The 15,814-nt window shown below is 63.3% G+C and carries 16 protein-coding genes; 11 read left to right on the plus strand and 5 right to left on the minus strand.

Annotated elements, in window-relative coordinates:
• Position 1 precedes the first annotated feature (1 nt).
• Complete coding sequence (locus JW805_19965) at positions 2-382, plus strand: response regulator (GenBank protein ID MBN2974273.1); 381 nt, start codon at positions 2-4, stop codon at positions 380-382.
• 247 nt (positions 383-629) lie between these two features.
• Here JW805_19965 and JW805_19970 read toward each other — a convergent pair whose 3' ends face one another.
• Genes JW805_19970 through JW805_19980 form a run of 3 tightly spaced genes read right to left on the minus strand, consistent with a single transcriptional unit; the run spans position 630 to position 4,294 of the window.
• A complete protein-coding gene (locus JW805_19970; protein ID MBN2974274.1) occupies positions 630-1,775 on the minus strand; it encodes a TniQ family protein in 1,146 nt (381 codons plus the stop codon).
• A gap of 3 nt (positions 1,776-1,778) precedes the next feature.
• Positions 1,779-2,702, minus strand: a complete 924-nt coding sequence (locus JW805_19975; protein MBN2974275.1) for a TniB family NTP-binding protein — start codon at positions 2,700-2,702, stop codon at positions 1,779-1,781.
• Complete coding sequence (locus tag JW805_19980; GenBank protein ID MBN2974276.1) at positions 2,699-4,294, minus strand: DDE-type integrase/transposase/recombinase; 1,596 nt, start codon at positions 4,292-4,294, stop codon at positions 2,699-2,701. The genes JW805_19975 and JW805_19980 overlap by 4 nt, the downstream gene beginning before the upstream one ends.
• 393 nt (positions 4,295-4,687) lie before the next feature.
• Here JW805_19980 and JW805_19985 point away from each other — a divergent pair, with 393 nt between their 5' ends.
• Genes JW805_19985 through JW805_20000 form a run of 4 tightly spaced genes read left to right on the plus strand, consistent with a single transcriptional unit; the run spans position 4,688 to position 7,281 of the window.
• Entirely contained in the window at positions 4,688-4,918 is a 231-nt protein-coding gene (locus JW805_19985; protein ID MBN2974277.1) for an AbrB/MazE/SpoVT family DNA-binding domain-containing protein, read from the plus strand.
• On the plus strand, positions 4,915-5,304 hold the full coding sequence (locus tag JW805_19990) for a type II toxin-antitoxin system VapC family toxin (GenBank protein MBN2974278.1): 390 nt from the start codon (positions 4,915-4,917) through the stop codon (positions 5,302-5,304). Before JW805_19985 ends, JW805_19990 begins: the two co-directional genes overlap by 4 nt.
• Before the next feature lie 32 nt (positions 5,305-5,336).
• On the plus strand, positions 5,337-6,611 hold the full coding sequence (locus tag JW805_19995) for an abortive infection family protein (GenBank protein MBN2974279.1): 1,275 nt from the start codon (positions 5,337-5,339) through the stop codon (positions 6,609-6,611).
• 58 nt (positions 6,612-6,669) lie between these two features.
• Positions 6,670-7,281, plus strand: coding sequence for a hypothetical protein (locus tag JW805_20000; GenBank protein ID MBN2974280.1), 612 nt, complete (start codon positions 6,670-6,672; stop codon positions 7,279-7,281).
• On the opposite strand, the gene JW805_20005 is transcribed toward JW805_20000, so the two are convergent.
• A protein-coding gene (locus JW805_20005) for an IS5 family transposase (GenBank protein ID MBN2974281.1) occupies positions 7,276-8,033 on the minus strand; the annotation gives its coding sequence in 2 pieces (ribosomal slippage) (positions 7,276-7,712 and positions 7,712-8,033; 759 coding nt in all). The two genes, JW805_20000 and JW805_20005, sit on opposite strands and share 6 nt — an antisense overlap.
• Before the next feature lie 99 nt (positions 8,034-8,132).
• On the opposite strand from JW805_20005, the gene JW805_20010 reads away from it, so the two are divergent.
• The 3 genes from JW805_20010 to JW805_20020 are packed head-to-tail and all read left to right on the plus strand — an operon-like array spanning position 8,133 to position 10,290.
• Entirely contained in the window at positions 8,133-9,191 is a 1,059-nt protein-coding gene (locus JW805_20010) for a cytochrome ubiquinol oxidase subunit I (GenBank protein MBN2974282.1), read from the plus strand.
• Positions 9,188-10,186: a cytochrome d ubiquinol oxidase subunit II gene (gene cydB / locus JW805_20015; protein MBN2974283.1), complete on the plus strand. Its 999-nt coding sequence runs from the start codon at positions 9,188-9,190 to the stop codon at positions 10,184-10,186. The genes JW805_20010 and cydB overlap by 4 nt, the downstream gene beginning before the upstream one ends.
• A complete protein-coding gene (locus tag JW805_20020) occupies positions 10,186-10,290 on the plus strand; it encodes a DUF2474 family protein (protein ID MBN2974284.1) in 105 nt (34 codons plus the stop codon). Before cydB ends, JW805_20020 begins: the two co-directional genes overlap by 1 nt.
• A gap of 346 nt (positions 10,291-10,636) precedes the next feature.
• Here the strand turns inward: JW805_20020 and JW805_20025 are convergent, their stop codons facing one another.
• The gene (locus JW805_20025; protein MBN2974285.1) at positions 10,637-11,605 is read right to left on the minus strand and encodes a tyrosine-type recombinase/integrase; all 969 of its coding nucleotides are present in this window, start codon (positions 11,603-11,605) and stop codon (positions 10,637-10,639) included.
• 452 nt (positions 11,606-12,057) lie between these two features.
• Between JW805_20025 and JW805_20030 the strand changes: the two genes are divergently transcribed.
• From JW805_20030 to JW805_20040, 3 genes are read left to right on the plus strand one after another with little or no spacing between them, the layout of a single operon-like run.
• Positions 12,058-13,713: a DDE-type integrase/transposase/recombinase gene (locus JW805_20030; protein MBN2974286.1), complete on the plus strand. Its 1,656-nt coding sequence runs from the start codon at positions 12,058-12,060 to the stop codon at positions 13,711-13,713.
• Entirely contained in the window at positions 13,710-14,633 is a 924-nt protein-coding gene (locus JW805_20035) for a TniB family NTP-binding protein (GenBank protein ID MBN2974287.1), read from the plus strand. Before JW805_20030 ends, JW805_20035 begins: the two co-directional genes overlap by 4 nt.
• Positions 14,623-15,813 carry a TniQ family protein gene (locus JW805_20040; protein MBN2974288.1) on the plus strand — a complete coding sequence of 397 codons (1,191 nt, stop codon included), beginning with the start codon at positions 14,623-14,625 and terminating at the stop codon, positions 15,811-15,813. The genes JW805_20035 and JW805_20040 overlap by 11 nt, the downstream gene beginning before the upstream one ends.
• Position 15,814 lies beyond the last annotated feature (1 nt).

Below are 15,814 nucleotides of genomic sequence, written 5' to 3' on the forward strand. Positions count from 1 at the left end.
CGTGGGCCAAAGTACGCCGATCGGCAGCAAGACGATCCTGATCGTCGAAGATGAAGCCTTGGTACGATTCGACCTCGTAGACTTCTTCTCAGATGCAGGCTGGCGGGTTTTCGACGCGGAGAACGCCGACGCGGCCATCGCCATTCTCGACCTCCACAAGGAAGTTCGGGTTGTCCTGACCGACGTGCAGATGCCAGGATCCATGGATGGGGTGAAGCTAGCGCACTACGTACGGGAGCGCTTCCCCCCCACCGTGTTGTTCGTCGTCTCCGGCAATGTGCCGATCCGAGATGACGAACTGCCAGAACGCACGACATTCTTGCCAAAGCCATTCGATCCGCATCGGCTGTTGCGTCAGATCGAAGCGGCACAAGTGGGGTAAAGCTTACCCGGCACGTTAGTGGCCAGATAGGCTGACCGAGCCCGCTGCTGGCGCAGCGGGTCCGAGGGCGCAAGAGCCGCGATGACGGCGCCCCAGCGGGGGCAGCGCTGCGCTGCTTGGGGGGCTACACGCTGCCCCCGCTGCCACGAGGCGGTGTCATTTCTATTTGGCGGGGAATGTGTCTTTTCTAACTGGCGGCAACACAGATTTGCTCTGTCGATCAGCTGTTTAGGGGCTTGTTGCGCCCTTACCCGATCAGCGACGTTCGTTCGCGCAAGCGCTGCTCCCGCTCGTCAAGCCACGCGCCAAACTGCTCCAGAATGTCGTCGACGTCCAGACCCGTCCGCCGATGATGCGCCACGACGCGCCCGCGGAGCGGTGCCGGCCAGCGGGTGCTTTCGCGGACCAGCGTCGCCTGGACCCATCTGGGCGTGCTGGCGAGCAGCCATTCGAGCGAATGCCGTTCGTAAGCGAGCCTCACGCCCGACATCAGGCGGCTGACCGGCTCATCCGACAGCAGTGCGATGACAGCGCATGAGACGTGAGCACGATATGCAGGCGACAGCTCGTGAAAGGGCTGCTCTTCCCAGGTTTGTGGCTCGTGATTGGGCAGGTTTGGTACCAGCGGGCTGTTGAACAGGTTTATGCGGCTGGTGCGGTTGATGTCGGGTGCGAGAAAAGCTCGCGTGAGCCCGTCCAACACGGCGAGGAACTGCCGAGCCGAGACCTGCCCTACCCCGGTCAGCGACGCAGACCTGCCGAGCAGCGCCTTCCGCAACTCGCCATCGAAGGCGAACAGCAGGCTTAAGGCGGCGGACACCTCCTCCGACCGACAGTCGGACGCGGGTCTCGGGCCGCTCCAATGGTTCGTTCTGAGAGGTACGCCGCAGTCGGTGCAGGTGAACTCGATCCGGCTCCGCCAGCTGAAGCGGGGCTCCTGGTGGGGCTGACAGCGGCGGCAGAAGTCCTGCCGCCAGGTGCCGTGCCGGTGACAGAAGATGAGCGGGAGCGCCGCTTCGGCATCGAGGTAGGTGCCACCTGTGGCGTGGCCCTCAGCAAGGCAGACATGGCACCAGGCGAGATCGAGCTCGCCTCGCGCTCGCCCTTTTCCGTCGGTTCGTGGCAACCAGGCGGTCACCAGCCACGGCCAGCGGCGCTTCAGGTTGAGGCGCATGATCGCATTCTGATCAACACGGAGCCGTTGCGCCGCGGATTTCGCCTCCGACCCCTTCCATCCTACGTCCGCTCTGACCTTGGTGCCTGCACTGCCCGGGGATAGCTCCTGCCGCAACTCAGTGATGGACATCTCGTAACAAGCGGCGATGCGCGCCAGCCAGGAGGAGATAAGCTCGTCAGAATGAGGCCGTGGCGCGATCGGCAGCGCGCCCGGCACGGCTCAGACCGTTTCCCTGGCCCGCGCCCGCCCCCGGCGCTGGGCAATCACCTTCATGCTGACCGAGGGCAGCACGAGGTCGTCGGCATCGAGGTCTCTGGCCTCGATGCATTCGCTGCCGTTCTCGATCGCACGAACAGCCAACGTCTCGACGAGGCGGAAGATGCGCCCGGTATTGCCGTCGGAGAGATCGAGTACCGACGTGCGGCAACGCTCCTCTTCCAGCTGTGAAGGTCTCCGAAGCGGCAGGATCGCAGCTAGCGTGACCATCAACAGGCGGAACGCTTCGTCGTTCTGCCACCGAGCCAGCTCGACCGCGTCGAACCGCTCGGCGAGCGCCGCGTCGGTGAGCAGCGCCGCCTGCGCCTCGTGGTTGCCAGTGCAGACGAGCGGGATCTGCAGGTCGTTCGCGAGGTAGCGGATCGTGTTGAGGAAGATGCGCTGCTGGCGCGGCGTGCAGGCCAGCATGTGGTTGATCTCATCCAGGATCAGCATGCGAGCACCCACCTGCCCCATCAGCCGGCGAGTCAGGAGGCGCGCACGCTGCGTGTCCCCCCGCGCGGCGAAGCCGGCGCCGAGCTTCTCGAGCACCTCGCCGTAGAACTCGCCGTCGGTCGGCTGCGGTGGAAGCTGGACGGCGACGACCGGTATCGTCGCCACGCCGATAGCCTCGTTGAACCCGCGCGGGTTCTCTGCCTCAAAGCGCTCCACGATGCGCGACTTGCCCATGCCGGTTTGGCCGTAGATCAGCAGGCACAGCATGCGCGTGCGCGGCGGATAGCGCAGCATCGCGTCCAACGTCTTGCGCACCGCTTCCGCCTTCGGGAAGCCGAGCCACCGGTCCTTGCGGATCCAGGCGATCCGGTCGGCGTCGGGCCAACGCGCGCGCTCGCGATAACCATCGGCGAGATGGGAGAGGTCGCTCATTGGGGCATATCCTCGACAAGATAAGGAAGCCCCGGCTGATCGCCGCCCGTCCTCTCCTCTACCGCAGATAAGCCAACGGCAGGGGTTACCTGCTCAAGCCGGAGCTTGCTGCCACCCCTCGCCCGACGGGCGTCGCGCAGTGCCGCTTTGGTCCGCTGAAGCGCGAACCGCGCGGATTTGGTCTTGTGCGCCGCTTCCGCGACGATCAATCGCTGGGTCTCCACAGCCTGGAAGATCATCGTCTCGTCGACAGCCTGCTGGCCGCGCTCCCGCAAAGTGCGAACCGCCTCCTTCTGTTCCCAGCGGGTGATCGCGGGACGCCGCAGATCGCGGTAGGGCACCTCGAGGTGCTCGCCGTGTGGTAGCTCGAGCCAGACGCGCGAAAGGTCGCGGGGATCCCAACGCACCGGCATCGTCTGCCCCGGCCGCGTGTACCAGCAGGATAGCGCATCATCCCAATAGTGAGTGCGGAACAGCTCGATGCCGTGTGGTGTCACGGCGCGCAGCTCGCAGGGTAGAAAGTCGAACAGGAACGCGGCATCGTCGGCCGGAAGGCGGACCAGCTCCGGGCGTCGTTCCACCCCCTCGGCCCAAGCAAGGGCGGGCGGAATGCCGATCCCGCGGTGCCGCTCCGCATGATATGGGCCGATGATCTGCGCGGCGAGCCAGACTTCCAGCTCGCTCAGCGTCATACACGCCTCACCTTCCGCATCGTAGTCGCCACGCTCGGCGACGTTAGAGAAGGTCGTTCCGGGTAGGAGGTGGACGGCCCCCATCATCGTGCCAATCAGCCGCTCGATGTGACCGCCGAAGTGCGGCCGACGCACCGGCCGATATTCGAGCGCAATCGAATGAGCTCGGCAGCCGCGCTTCAGCGCGTCTGAGCGGTGCTCGCGCGCGTTGTCGAGGTGCAGCCGATCCATGAGCCCCTGGCTGTCCCACGGTGCCTTCATGCTCCGCTCGGCCAGCCAGTCCCGCTTGGGGAGAACGGCGTGCCGCATGCACATACCGACCGAAACAGCGGACGGCGCCAGCATGTCGAGGTGGAAGCCGGGCACGGTTCGGCTCGCCAAGTCGATCATCAGCGTGAGCCAAGGCCGGCCGATAGGCTTGCGGTACAGGTCGTCGACAACGATCACGTCGACCAGCGTGTGGTCCGACTGGACGAGCTCAAGCGCGTAGTCCGCCTCGAGCACGCCTCGCGTTGGCTCCCACTTGTCAGCGGCTGCCTTGGCACCCTGTCTGCGGGCCGTAACGAGCTGGGGAGCGAGCCGGTCCAACCGGGCCTGGATCGCCTTGGTGCTGGGCACCTTGACCCCGTTCTTCGTTCCTTCGTGTCGCAGCCAGCGGCGGAGCGCCTGAACGCTGGGCTTCTCGATCGTGAGGTAGAAATCAGCGATGCCGCGAGCGATAAGATGCTCAGCCGCGGCCGAGAGCCGCTGCTCCCCCTTCTCCCTTCCTCGCGGTCGCGGCAGCAGTGACGCCGCAGCGGGCGTGGCTCGGTAGAGTTGCAGGAGCTTGTGGAAGCGAGCGCGGCCGAGTTCCAGCTGGACCATGGCTTGGGCGGCCACATCGCCGGGCACGCGCGTCATCGAGGCGAGCGGGCGAATGATCTTCTCGCGGCGATGCGCCTCCGCCCAGTCGGCGTCGCTCGCCGTCCTCAGGTCCGCGGTTCGCATGGCACGACGCCTCGGGTGGTCCCAGCTGGGCGATCGTCCGCTGTTTCGGGAACAATGTCCACTGTTTCAGGTGCACGTCGTCGCTAAGCGGCAATCTAGCCGCGAGTCCACCCTTTCAGGAGAACCGACAAGTGCTCCCGAAACCGCCAACATCTTTTTCGCGGGAATCAAGTTTATCGCTAATTACTGCACATGTCATGTCGTGCTGGTTGCGACGCGACCGGCGATGCTGGTCCCAAACTGGAAGATGTGGTAAAGCGACTACCGCTTACCACATACGGAGTGATGGGACTCATGACAGTGCAAGTGAACATCACCCCGAACGGGCGCATGAGCCTGCCCGCAAGCATCCGCAAGCGCCTGGGCCTCGAGGGCGGCGGCGCGGTGCTGCTGGAGGAAACCGAGGATGGGGTGGTGCTCAGAACCGTTCATCAGGCGGTGGCGCGGGCGCAGGCGATCGCCAAGAAATATGCCGGCCATCCGGACGCCTCCGTGGATGCTTTCCTCGCAAGCCGCCGGACGGACAGCGGCGAGTGACGGAGGCTGTTCTCGATGCCTCCGCCATCCTGGCCCTGCTGAAGGGGGAGCGCGGAGGAAGTAAGGTCGCCGGCGTGGTGAGTGAGGCGGCAGTGGGGGTGTTCAATCAGGCCGAGGTTGTGAGCCATTTCGTTCACCTCGGCGCTCCGCTCGAGGATATCAGGGCGATGCTGGGTGCCTTGCCCTACACCGTCGTGCCCGCGGACGAGGCGCTGGGCTGGGAGGCGGGCGCGCTGCGCGCTGCGACCAGCGCGGCCGGGCTGTCGCTCGGCGACCGCTTCTGCCTGGCGCTCGCAAAGCGGCTTGGCGTGCCGGCCTATACCGCGGACCGCGCGTGGAAGGATGTGGCCACAGACGTCGGCGCGAAAGTGGTGGCGATCCGCTGAGCGGACGACATGATAGGCTGGAGAGCGCTTGGATGCAGGATCTGTTGGAACAGCCGTCGCGCTATCTCGCGACAGTCGAGAAGCTGCTTACGGCGGAGCGGATGCAGCAGGCGGCCGAACTGCTGCGCGGCGCGACGCCCCGGGTGGAGCGCACCGGGTACGACAATTGGAACGGCGGTACCGAGCAGTGGACGGTCTACCTGTCGGTCGAGCCCGCCGACTATGCTCTGCTCGGCGGGGCGAAAGACGGGATCGAGGATCAAATAACCCAGCGACTGAAGGCGGTGCTCGAACCATTTACCGAGGATTGGTACAGCGCCAAGATCGTCCCGCGACTGGCTGATCCTGGCGCACTGGCGCGGCCCAACGCGCGGATCCGGCGGCAGACTCGCCAAAACATCATAGATGGACTGCGCATCGACTCGGTGGGCTGGAGCGGCAAGCTCGACGAGGTCGATTTTCTCGCGCGCATCTATGCGCTCGACGCGCTTCCCTCATACGACTCACGCTACAAGGATGCCGCTGGCGACATCTATCAGCACCGCGTCAACAATTTCGATTGGGGTGACGACTGGGTCTATGACGACGCACGCTTCGGGCTCGCGAACGGCCCTGACGACACCTTCCTGCGCTTCCTCTGCGAGACCGTCCACCCCGTCGTCCGGCCCGACAAGGACGAGGCAATTAGGCTCGTCGCGCAGTACAACGACCAGCTTCGCCAGGATGGGTGGGAGCTGGTCGAGGAAGAGTGGATTGCCGGGCGTCCCCGCTTTGTTGCCCGGCGTGCCGGCATCTCCGGCGGCCGGTCGGTATCCCGCGCGCGAACCGTTGCCGATGCTCTCGACGCCGGCTGGATGCAAAAAGAAATCGAGCGCCTCGAAGTTTCCGTCGAGGCCGATCCGGCGCTGGCGATCGGCACCGCCAAGGACCTGGTCGAGACCTGTTGCAAGTCGATCCTGACCCGCCAGTCGGTCACCTTCCCGAAGACGGCGACGCTGCCCGAGCTCACCAAGCTGCTCACCAAGGAGTTGAAGCTCGTGCCCGAGGGCATCTCCGACGAGGCGAAGGGCGCCGAGGCGATCCGGCTGCTGCTGCGCAACCTGACGACGATCACCCAGTATCTTGCCGAGATCCGCGGTCTCTACGGCTCCGGGCACGGCCGCGATGGCAAGCACCGCGGCCTCGAGCCGCGTCACGCCCGGCTAGCGGTTGCCGCCGCGGTCGCGTTCATCGACTTCGTCTCGGAGACCTACCATCAGCGCATCCTGCCCGGTGCTGCGCCCCGGCCAACGTCAACGGCGGAATAATGAGCCAGGCGACCGCGCATCAAGCAAAGAAGGAAATCGTTCAGTGCTCCAGTCACCTTTGAGCGACGATGATCGTCAATGGCTTATCCGGCTCGCCAGACTCGCCGTCGCCAATTTCAATGCCGGGGACTGGCAGGAGCTTGGCGTCCACACCGGTGCGCTCGATGCGATTAGGGGGCACGATCGCTTGCTGCGAAGCCTCAGCTTCAACGATCCGGACTATTCCGGTAACGCTCATGGGGTCTTCTGTTCGATCGTCGAACGGGATCCGCGCAACCTGCAGATCGTCGCCCGCTTCATTCGCGATCGCTACGGCGACGACGGCGAGCTCATCTCCACGAGCGCTGGTCAGGGTCGCACCATCATCTTCACACCAAGCGTTTTCGAGGTACCGGAGGGTAGCGTCGAGCCAGACCTTATCGCGGTGATGACCCCCTTCGCGCCCGAGTTCGAACCTGTGTTCGAGACGATCACGCGCGCGGCCGCCGCGGCCAGCTACCGGACGCTGCGCGCCAAGGACATCTGGCTGCACTCAGCAGTGATTCAAGACGTTTTCTCGCTGATCTTCAAGGCGCACATCGTGGTGTGCGATTTCACCGGTCGCAATCCGAACGTCTTCTACGAAGCCGGGATTGCTCATACGCTTAGGGTCAGGACTCATTGGTCATAGCCAGAAGATGACGGTGGCCGCGAGGGCGACGGCAGAGAAGAAGACGGTTGGGCAGCGGTCGTAGCGAGTTGCGACGCGGCGCCAATCCTTCAGACGGCCGAACATGATCTCGATGCGGCTGCGGCGCCGGTAGCGGCGCTTGTCGTATCTGACCGGCTCGTTGCGCGATCTGCGGCCCGGGATGCAGGGCTGGATGCCTTTGGCTTCCAGGGCGTCTCTGAACCAATCGGCATCATAACCACGGTCGCCAAGCAGCCACTGTGCTTTCGGCAGATCGTCGAGCAAGGCTGCCGCGCCGGTGTAGTCGCTGACCTGCCCGGCGGTCATGAAGAAGCTCAAGGGCCGCCCGTCCGCATCGCTGACGGCGTGCAGTTTGGTGTTCATGCCGCCTTTCGTGCGGCCGATCAGACGGCCGAGATCCCCTTTTTTACCCGCAGACTCGATGCCGTGCGGTGTGCCTTCAGGTAGGTCGCGTCGATCATGACGGTCTTCGGCACGGCCTCCGCTGCCGCGAGACCTTCCATCATTCGCAGGAAAATACCCCTCTCGCTCCACCGCTTCCAGCGATTGTAGAGCGTCTTGTGCGGCCCATAGTCCTTCGGTGCATCACACCAGCGTAGCCCGTTGCGATTGACGAAAATGATGCCGCTGAGCACCCGCCGATCATCGACCCGAGGCTTGCCATGGCTCTTGGGAAAGAACGGTTGCAGACGCGCCATCTGCTCATCCGTCAGCCAGTACAGGTCGCTCATCCACTCTCTCCTCACGGAGCCTGAATCAGATCGCGCCTCCCACATCAATGGGTCCTGACCCTAACCGCCTTCTTCCTCGAGGCCGGGTTCCTTGGCGTCATGCTGTTCGGGATCAACAAAGTCGGGCGCAAGCTGCACTTTGTCGCGACGCTTGCAGTCGCGCTTGGCACCTTCATCTCCGCATTCTGGATCCTGGCGGTCAACAGCTGGATGCAGACGCCTGTCGGCTATGAGGTTGGCGCTAACGGCCAGTTCCTGCCGGGGCCAAGCTGGTTGACGATCATCTTCAATCCCAGCTTCCCCTATCGGCTCTTTCACACGGTCCTTGCCGCCTATCTGACGACCGCTTTCATCGTGGGTGCCGTCGGAGGATGGCATCTCCTAAAGGACCGCACCAATCCCGGCGCACGCAAGATGTTCTCTATGGCGATGTGGATGGCGGCGCTCGTCGCTCCGATCCAGATCTTCGCCGGCGACATGCACGGGCTCAATACTCTCAAGCACCAGCCGGTGAAGGTGATGGCGATGGAAGGCCATTTTCAGAGCCACCCGCACGGTGCGCCTTTGATCCTGTTCGGTATTCCCGACAGCGCGAAGCAGCGGGTGGATTATGCCGTCGAGATACCGAAGGCGTCATCGCTGATTCTCAAGCACAAACTCGATGCGCCCTTGAGGGGGCTCGACACCGTGCCACCAGCTGATCGTCCGCCCGTCGGTATCGTCTTCTGGGCCTTTCGCGTAATGGTCGGGATCGGTTTCGCGATGCTCGGGATCGGAATGCTGAGCCTCATCGCGCGCTGGCGCAAGGCGCTCTACGACTGGCCTCTACTGCATCGCTTTGCTGTGCTGATGGGGCCGTCGGGACTGATCGCAGTGCTGTCCGGCTGGATCGTGACGGAAGTCGGACGGCAACCCTTCACAATCTATGGTCTGTTGAGGACCGCCCAAAGCGCTTCACCGCTGGATGCTCCTGCGGTCGCTACCTCTTTGCTGGCATTTGTGGTCGTCTATTTCACCGTTTTCGGCATGGGCATTTTGTATCTGCTTCATCTGATGAAGAAGCCACCTGAGGCGCATGAAACGCCGTTAGGCGATGCGCCTATTCGCAGCGCGGGCATCACGCCCGCGCCGGCCATAATCGAGGGAGCATCGTCATGATCGATCTCACCGTCATCTGGGCCTGTATCATCGGCTTCGCCATTATCGCCTATGTCGTGATGGACGGCTTTGACCTCGGCATCGGCATCCTGTTTCCCTTCTTCAAGGTCGGTCAGGACCGCGACACCGCGATGAACAGCATCGCGCCTGTCTGGGATGGCAACGAAACCTGGCTGGTGATGGGCGTCGGCGGCCTGTTTGCCGCATTTCCTTTGGCTTACGCCATCATCCTGCCGGCGCTTTATGCGCCAATGATCGCCATGCTGCTTGGCCTTGTGTTCCGCGGCGTGGCATTCGAGTTCCGCTGGCGCGACCCGGCGCACCGTGCTTTCTGGGACAAGGCGTTCACGACAGGGTCGGTCGTCGCCACCTTCGCGCAAGGCATTGCGCTCGGCGCGCTGCTACAGGGCATCACGGTCGAGGGGCGCAGCTATGCCGGGGGTTGGTGGGAATGGCTGTCGCCGTTCAGTCTGCTGACGGGTGTCGGGCTGCTAGTCGGCTATGCCCTGCTCGGGGCTTGTTGGCTCAACTGGAAGACTGAAGGCGGGTTGCAACGGCAGACGGTGACCTATGCCGGGCGGCTTGGCATCGGCCTGCTCATCATGATCGGCGTGATCAGCCTCGCAACGCTGCGGCTCGAAACGCAATACTTTCAGCGCTGGCTGAGTTTCCCGGGCGTGGTCGCGACAGCGCAGGTGCCGCTCGCCACGCTCGTCGTAACATTCCTGTTTTATCGTAGCCTCCGATTGAAGCGCGATGCGCAGCCTTTCTTCTGGGCGTTGGCCCTGTTCGGGCTATGCTTGGTCGGCCTTGGTGTCTCGATCTGGCCCGATGTCGTTCCGGCGCGGGTGACGATCTGGGAAGCTGCAGCGCCCGTCCGCAGTCAGTTGTTCATGCTGGTTGGAGCCTCGATCATGGTGCCCGTGATCCTGGCATATACGGCTTGGTCCTATTGGGTTTTCCGGGGCAAGGTTGGCATTGAGGGGTATCATTGATGCCGCTCTGGCTGAGTCGCCTTGGATGGTTTTTCGGCATTTGGGCTGCTAGCGTTTTCGCGTTGGCGCTTGTGGGCGGAATGCTCCGCTGGTGGCTACGCTAAATGGCCCCTCGCCATAGGTGAGGGGCCAACACTCAAATTTCGGTATTTTCGGGCGTCTTCCACGTCGATCCCGAGATAGCTAACCATATTCTCGATCTTGCTATGGCCGAGCAGGATCTGGACAACCCGTAGATTGCCGGGCGCCCTGTATGTGATCGATGCCTTCGTTCGGCGGAGTGAGCGGGTGCCGTATTCGCTCCGCATCAGGCCAACTCCTGTCACCCATTCATCGACAAGCCGAGCATACTGCCGAGACCGTTCGTCGGGAGGTGCGGGAACGTCGGCTTGTAATCAGGGCTGCCGTTTAACATGTCACAGGCGAACGTCGGGAATGTCCCAAACTCAGTCATTCCAGCTTGCGAGACAGGCGACCAACCGCTCCTGCTTCGGCCGCTAAATTACGATTATAGGCGAGCGGCATGCGGGGACTTTTCCAGCGCAGCGCGTCCATGATCCCGGCCAAATCTTCGCCCGCGACGAACAGGTCCTGATTAAGACCCACCCGCGTCGAATGAGCGCTTATTCCCTTCAGCAGTCGGGCCAGATCGTCAGCGGTAAGGTCGCCCAATGCGCCGCGATCGAACGCACGCTGAATGATTGCCCGCCAGATCGGGCCGATCGATCCCGGATGGAGCGCCGCGGCGCCGATGTCATACTCGACCCGCGCCTTCACAGCGGGCTTGGACAGCGTCTTGCGCAGATCCCAAGTCTCACGGCCCGAGATGCTGTCGATCGAACGACCCTTCACAGCCGCCCGCGCTTTGTAGCGCCGTACCTGCACCCGCCGGAACAACGGCCCCGCGTCGATCCCAGCGGCCTCTCTCCACGCCGCGACAGCCCGCACAGAGCGGGGCGACAAATAGGCTGTGGCTCCCTCGCCCTCCTGATCGCCTTTGCTTCGCGCGATGGCGAGGAGGCGCGCTTCGGGATCAAGCGCCTCGAGAATGTCATTGATGCTGATTGCGACGAGCTCCGATGCACGGAGCCCCGTGTCATAGGCCACCGACAACAGGGCTCGGTCCCGCAGGCCTGGCAGATCGCCCGCGCACGCCTCCAGCAAAGCTCGCACATTCAGTCCGCGAGGACTGTCGCGCTCCACGTCTCGCACTGGCCCCTTGAAGCGCAAGGGACGCGCCTGAGCCTGCGCGGTGCCCTTCTCGCGCCGGATCGCGCGTAGCCGCAGCTTCACGAGATCAGCCTGGGTGGGATCCTTGAGATCAAGCAGCTGATGGATCTTGGCGATCGACGCCTTGTAGCGGCCAAGCGAGGCGGGCTTGGCCCCCTGCCCTGCCCGCGCGTCGAGATAGTCGGCCACCGTCTCGGCCGTCGCCGGCAGTGCAATCCGGTTGTTGCGCCTACACCACGCATCGAACGCCTCGACGTCGGACTTGAGCGCACGGATGCTATGGGGCGATGAAGCGGCCTGATAGGCGGCGATCAGGCCCTCGTTGACGGTGATGCGCTCGCCGGCGCGCATCTGCACGATCGTCCACGCAAGGTCGGCCGGCGCCCTGACGGCCGGCAGGACAGCCTCAGGCGGCGCTACGGGGATTTCTGGCCCTTCCCGGGCGGTTTCGGTGCTCACGACGCGCCTCGCTCCTCAGCCGCGCTTGTTGTCAGTTTGACCAAACGGACAGACCGAAATTGCCAGGCTTTTCAATCTTCATCTATCCCAAATACCTCCGGACTCTCGCCCGTCCATCCCGTTTCTGATACAATACCGGTGGACCCGGCAACACGAGTCCCTGGCAAGATCGGGGATAGGTCATGGCCGAAACGGGCACAGCTCTTACGAGAGCGGATTCTACAGCCTGGAGCATTGCTTGCAATCGCGAGCCGGCTATTCGTGCACTCGCCAGCCTGCCCAAGATTACCCGCGCTGCGATGTTGAACGCGAGCGCGGAGCTGGGCCTGAGCAGGTCGCGCGTCGTTGAGCTTGTCGCCCGCTATCGCGCTGAGCCCGTTACCAGCTCCCTCGTCGATCGGCCCGAAGGTTTTCCCAAAGGGCGTCGCCGACTGGCGCCGGAGATCGACCAAGTGATCGCCTCCGAAATCGAACGGTTCTACTTGACGCGCCCCAAACCGACCCTCGCGAGATTGCAGCGCGACATCCGGCATGCCTGTTATGAACGCGGCCTTCGCGCGCCCACTCGCAAGACTATCGCCGCGCGCGTTGCCGCGATTGACCGAGAACGCCTCACCAGAACGCGCGAAGGCGCGAAGGCAGCGTCTGATCGATACCGACCCGTGATTCGATCTTACACTGCCGACTACCCGCTGCAGATCGTACAAATAGACCACACACCCGCCGATATCATCATCGTCGACGAGCATTTCCGCAAACCGCTTGGCCGACCAACGCTCACCCTCCAGATCGACATAGCGACCCGAGTCATTCCGGGCTTCTACATCTCGCTCGAGAAACCCTCAGCTACGTCTGTAGGCATGGCGATCCGCCATGCGGTCCTGCCAAAGGCAGCCTGGCTTCAAGAACGCGAGATCAATCTCGACTATCCCGTCTTTGGCATCCCCGAAACTCTGCATCTCGACAATGCCGCAGAGTTTAGGTCCAGGGCGCTCGAGCGTGGCTGTGAGCAGCATGGCATCGACCTCAAGCACCGCCCCCGGCGCACGCCGCACTACGGTGGCCACATCGAACGCTTGATCGGAACCGCGGTCGGCGCCGTGCATCTCCTACCGGGTACGACCTTCTCAAACATCCAGGCCAAAGGCGACTACGACGCGGAGGGCCAAGCCTGCATGACGCTGCGCGAGTTCGAGCGCTGGTTTACACTCGAGGTCGGCGTCTATCATGGCTCGATTCACAGCGAGCTTGGCGTTCCTCCGCTCACGGCCTGGGCTGACGGGCTCGGGAGCCGCGCTGACCCGCTCCGGCTCCCGGCTGATCCCGCTCGCTTCCTCTTCAACTTTCTCCCGTTCGAGATGCGGAAGGTCAGGCGTGAGGGTATCGAGCTGTTCCATGCATTTTACTGGCATGGCAGTTTGTCCGGCCTCCTCGCGAACTGCGATCACAAGCTCCCGATCAAGTATAATCCGCTCAACCTCTCGGCTGTCTACGTCGAGCTGTCCGATACCGAGCATTTGACGGTTCCGCTCCGTGATCGGCGGCGGCCTGCCATCACGAAGTTCGAGCACGACCTCGCGGTGCGAGCACTGCGCGAACGCGGGCGTCAGGCCGTCGACGAGCAATCGCTGTTTGACATGGTGAACGAGCAGCGGCGCATCGTCCTCGAAGCGGCCCACAAGACCAAGGCTGCGCGAAAATCCGCCCAGCGCATCGCCTATGCGCTGGAGGCTGGCCTCCCTCCTGCCACCGCAGTTCCTTCAATGGCTTTGCCGGTATCGTCCGAGCCGGAGGATAGCGCGCCTATCGTTCCATTCCAGATCGAGGAGCGACTATGACCGACCTCTACGATCATCTGTTTCCGGCATATCGCGAGCAGGCAGGGTTATCCGACGACGAACGCATCGACTGGCTGAGACGCGATCGATGGCTATCGCTGCCACAATCCGAAGCCGCGCTCGGCAGGCTCGAAGATCTGCTGACCTATCCCCCGCGCGGCCGCATGCCCTGCCTCCTGCTTTTCGGTTCCACTGGCATGGGCAAGAGCGAGATCCTCAATCGCTTCGCAGAGCTGCACGCAACCCGGTACGATAAGAATGCCGGCCTTACGATTATGCCGGTCGTCATGGTCCAGATGCCGCCACAGCCTACCGAGGAAGAGTTCTACACCGAGCTTATGCTGGCTATGAACTACTCCGAGTTCGACCATATCTCCCTGCGATCACTGCGCTCTCTGGCCCGTCGCACCCTCGGGGAATTCGGGACCAAGGTGCTGGTTCTGGACGAAATCGACAAGATGCTGGCGGGCTCGCCGCGCCAGCAGCGGATTTTTCTCAACACCATTCGCTTTCTGACCAACGACCTCAGAATTCCGATCGTGTGCGCGGGCACGGAAGATGCGCGTATCGCGATCCTCACCGATCCCAATCTCGCCGACCGCTTCGCCGCATTCGAGCTTTCACCCTGGCGCAACGATCACGCCCTGCGCCAGCTCATGGCGAGCTTCGCCGGTCTGCTCCCCTTGCGCCGCCCTTCCCTGCTCGATGAAGCTGAGGTCCGCCAGCGCGTCATCGCATTGAGTGAGGGCGTGACAGGCCGAATCTTCCGGTTGATGGAGGCTGTCGCGATCGCGGCGATCCGAAGCGGCCGCGAGATGATCGACGCCGACAGCTTCGATGATGAGCAGCTATTGCTCCCGCTCGTCTCGATGCAGGTCATCGCCAGTGCCAAGCGGGCATTGCGGCGCCGTGCGGCATGAAAATCCTTTCGCTGACGAACTGCTGACGTCCTGGCACGCGCGTCAGCGCCATTCCCGCCGAGGGCGAGCGCTACCGGAGCCAAAGGCTGTCCGAAATCGCAAGGGCGACTGGCGCCACCCGGATATTCGCCCGACAAGAGCCTGGCTCAATGGGACTGCCGACGACCTCAACGTGCCGGCGACGCGCTTAGTCGAACATAGTCTTGCGAAGCACTATCCCTACTTACCGGTCGATTTTCTGGCTTGGGAACACCCGCCGGGCTCAGCCGGTTCTACCGGGCTGATCCCGGTGCCGCGGCTGCACGTCAGTTGGTGCAGCCGGTGCCTCGCGGAAGATTTCGCATCCGACCGGCCAGCGCACGTCCGGCGTCAGTGGGTACTGGCCGCTGTGGGCTATTGCCATCGGCACCGCTGGCCGCTGGAGGATCGTTGTAATGGTTGCGGATCGCGGACATGGCGATTTGCGATGCCCGCGCGCGGTCCGCTGCGGATGATTTGCGATGCCTGCTGGCAACCGATGGAAAGAACCTCGGCCCCGGCCATTTATGCCGGGAAGGACGCCCTGCTCTGCTGGGATCATGTTATTGCGTTCGAGCAGCAATGCATAGGCGCGATAAAGGGTAGGACCCCCGACCAGTTCCGCTTCAACTTCACGTCGGCCGACCAACTCCTCAACGAGGTTCGAGGCATTTGCCGCCTCCTGACCAGGAAGCCGCCAAACGACGAATATTGGTGGTGCAGGACACGGAACATCCCGCTGAACGATTTCGCGTGCGACGCGATGACGCCCGGTTACATGGGCCTCCAATTCTATTCGAGCGACACTCTCAACCCGCTCGCCGCCGCATCGCCGCTCCTGCGCCGGCGCCTGCTTGCCGCCGCTTGCGGCATCATCGAGACCAATCCCGAGATAGGCGCCGCGCTTTTTGGTCCTGACGCACCGTCAGCGATCGAACGGTTCATTGCCAGAGCAGATCGTGGCGTGCTCGATCGCTTGCTGATGACAGACGGACACTGGTCTTCCGCCTTTATCTCTCAGATCAAAGCCGCACGAGAGCGAATGGCCCGCCGGTTCACGATCTCGAAGCTGGAAGCGGCGCATCGAGCGATACGCAACGTATTCGCCCATGCATCGACAAACGAACAAACCGAACCTCGCGATCTCGCTGGCCAAAGCTGAT

Origin of the sequence: Roseomonas aeriglobus, assembly GCA_016937575.1 — a bacterium.
GTDB classification, from domain to species: Bacteria; Pseudomonadota; Alphaproteobacteria; order Sphingomonadales; family Sphingomonadaceae; genus Sphingomonas; species Sphingomonas aerigloba.

Excerpts from the sequence above, each read along its gene's own strand:
- JW805_19975 (MBN2974275.1), bottom strand. The coding sequence starts at position 2,702 with ATGAGCGACCTCTCCCATCTCGCCGATGGTTATCGCGAGCGCGCGCGT.
- JW805_19980 (MBN2974276.1), bottom strand. The coding sequence starts at position 4,294 with ATGACGCGCGTGCCCGGCGATGTGGCCGCCCAAGCCATGGTCCAGCTG.
- JW805_19995 (MBN2974279.1), top strand. The coding sequence starts at position 5,337 with ATGCAGGATCTGTTGGAACAGCCGTCGCGCTATCTCGCGACAGTCGAG.
- JW805_20010 (MBN2974282.1), top strand. The coding sequence starts at position 8,133 with ATGCTGTTCGGGATCAACAAAGTCGGGCGCAAGCTGCACTTTGTCGCG.
- cydB (MBN2974283.1), top strand. The coding sequence starts at position 9,188 with ATGATCGATCTCACCGTCATCTGGGCCTGTATCATCGGCTTCGCCATT.
- JW805_20020 (MBN2974284.1), top strand. The coding sequence starts at position 10,186 with ATGCCGCTCTGGCTGAGTCGCCTTGGATGGTTTTTCGGCATTTGGGCT.
- JW805_20030 (MBN2974286.1), top strand. The coding sequence starts at position 12,058 with ATGGCCGAAACGGGCACAGCTCTTACGAGAGCGGATTCTACAGCCTGG.
- JW805_20035 (MBN2974287.1), top strand. The coding sequence starts at position 13,710 with ATGACCGACCTCTACGATCATCTGTTTCCGGCATATCGCGAGCAGGCA.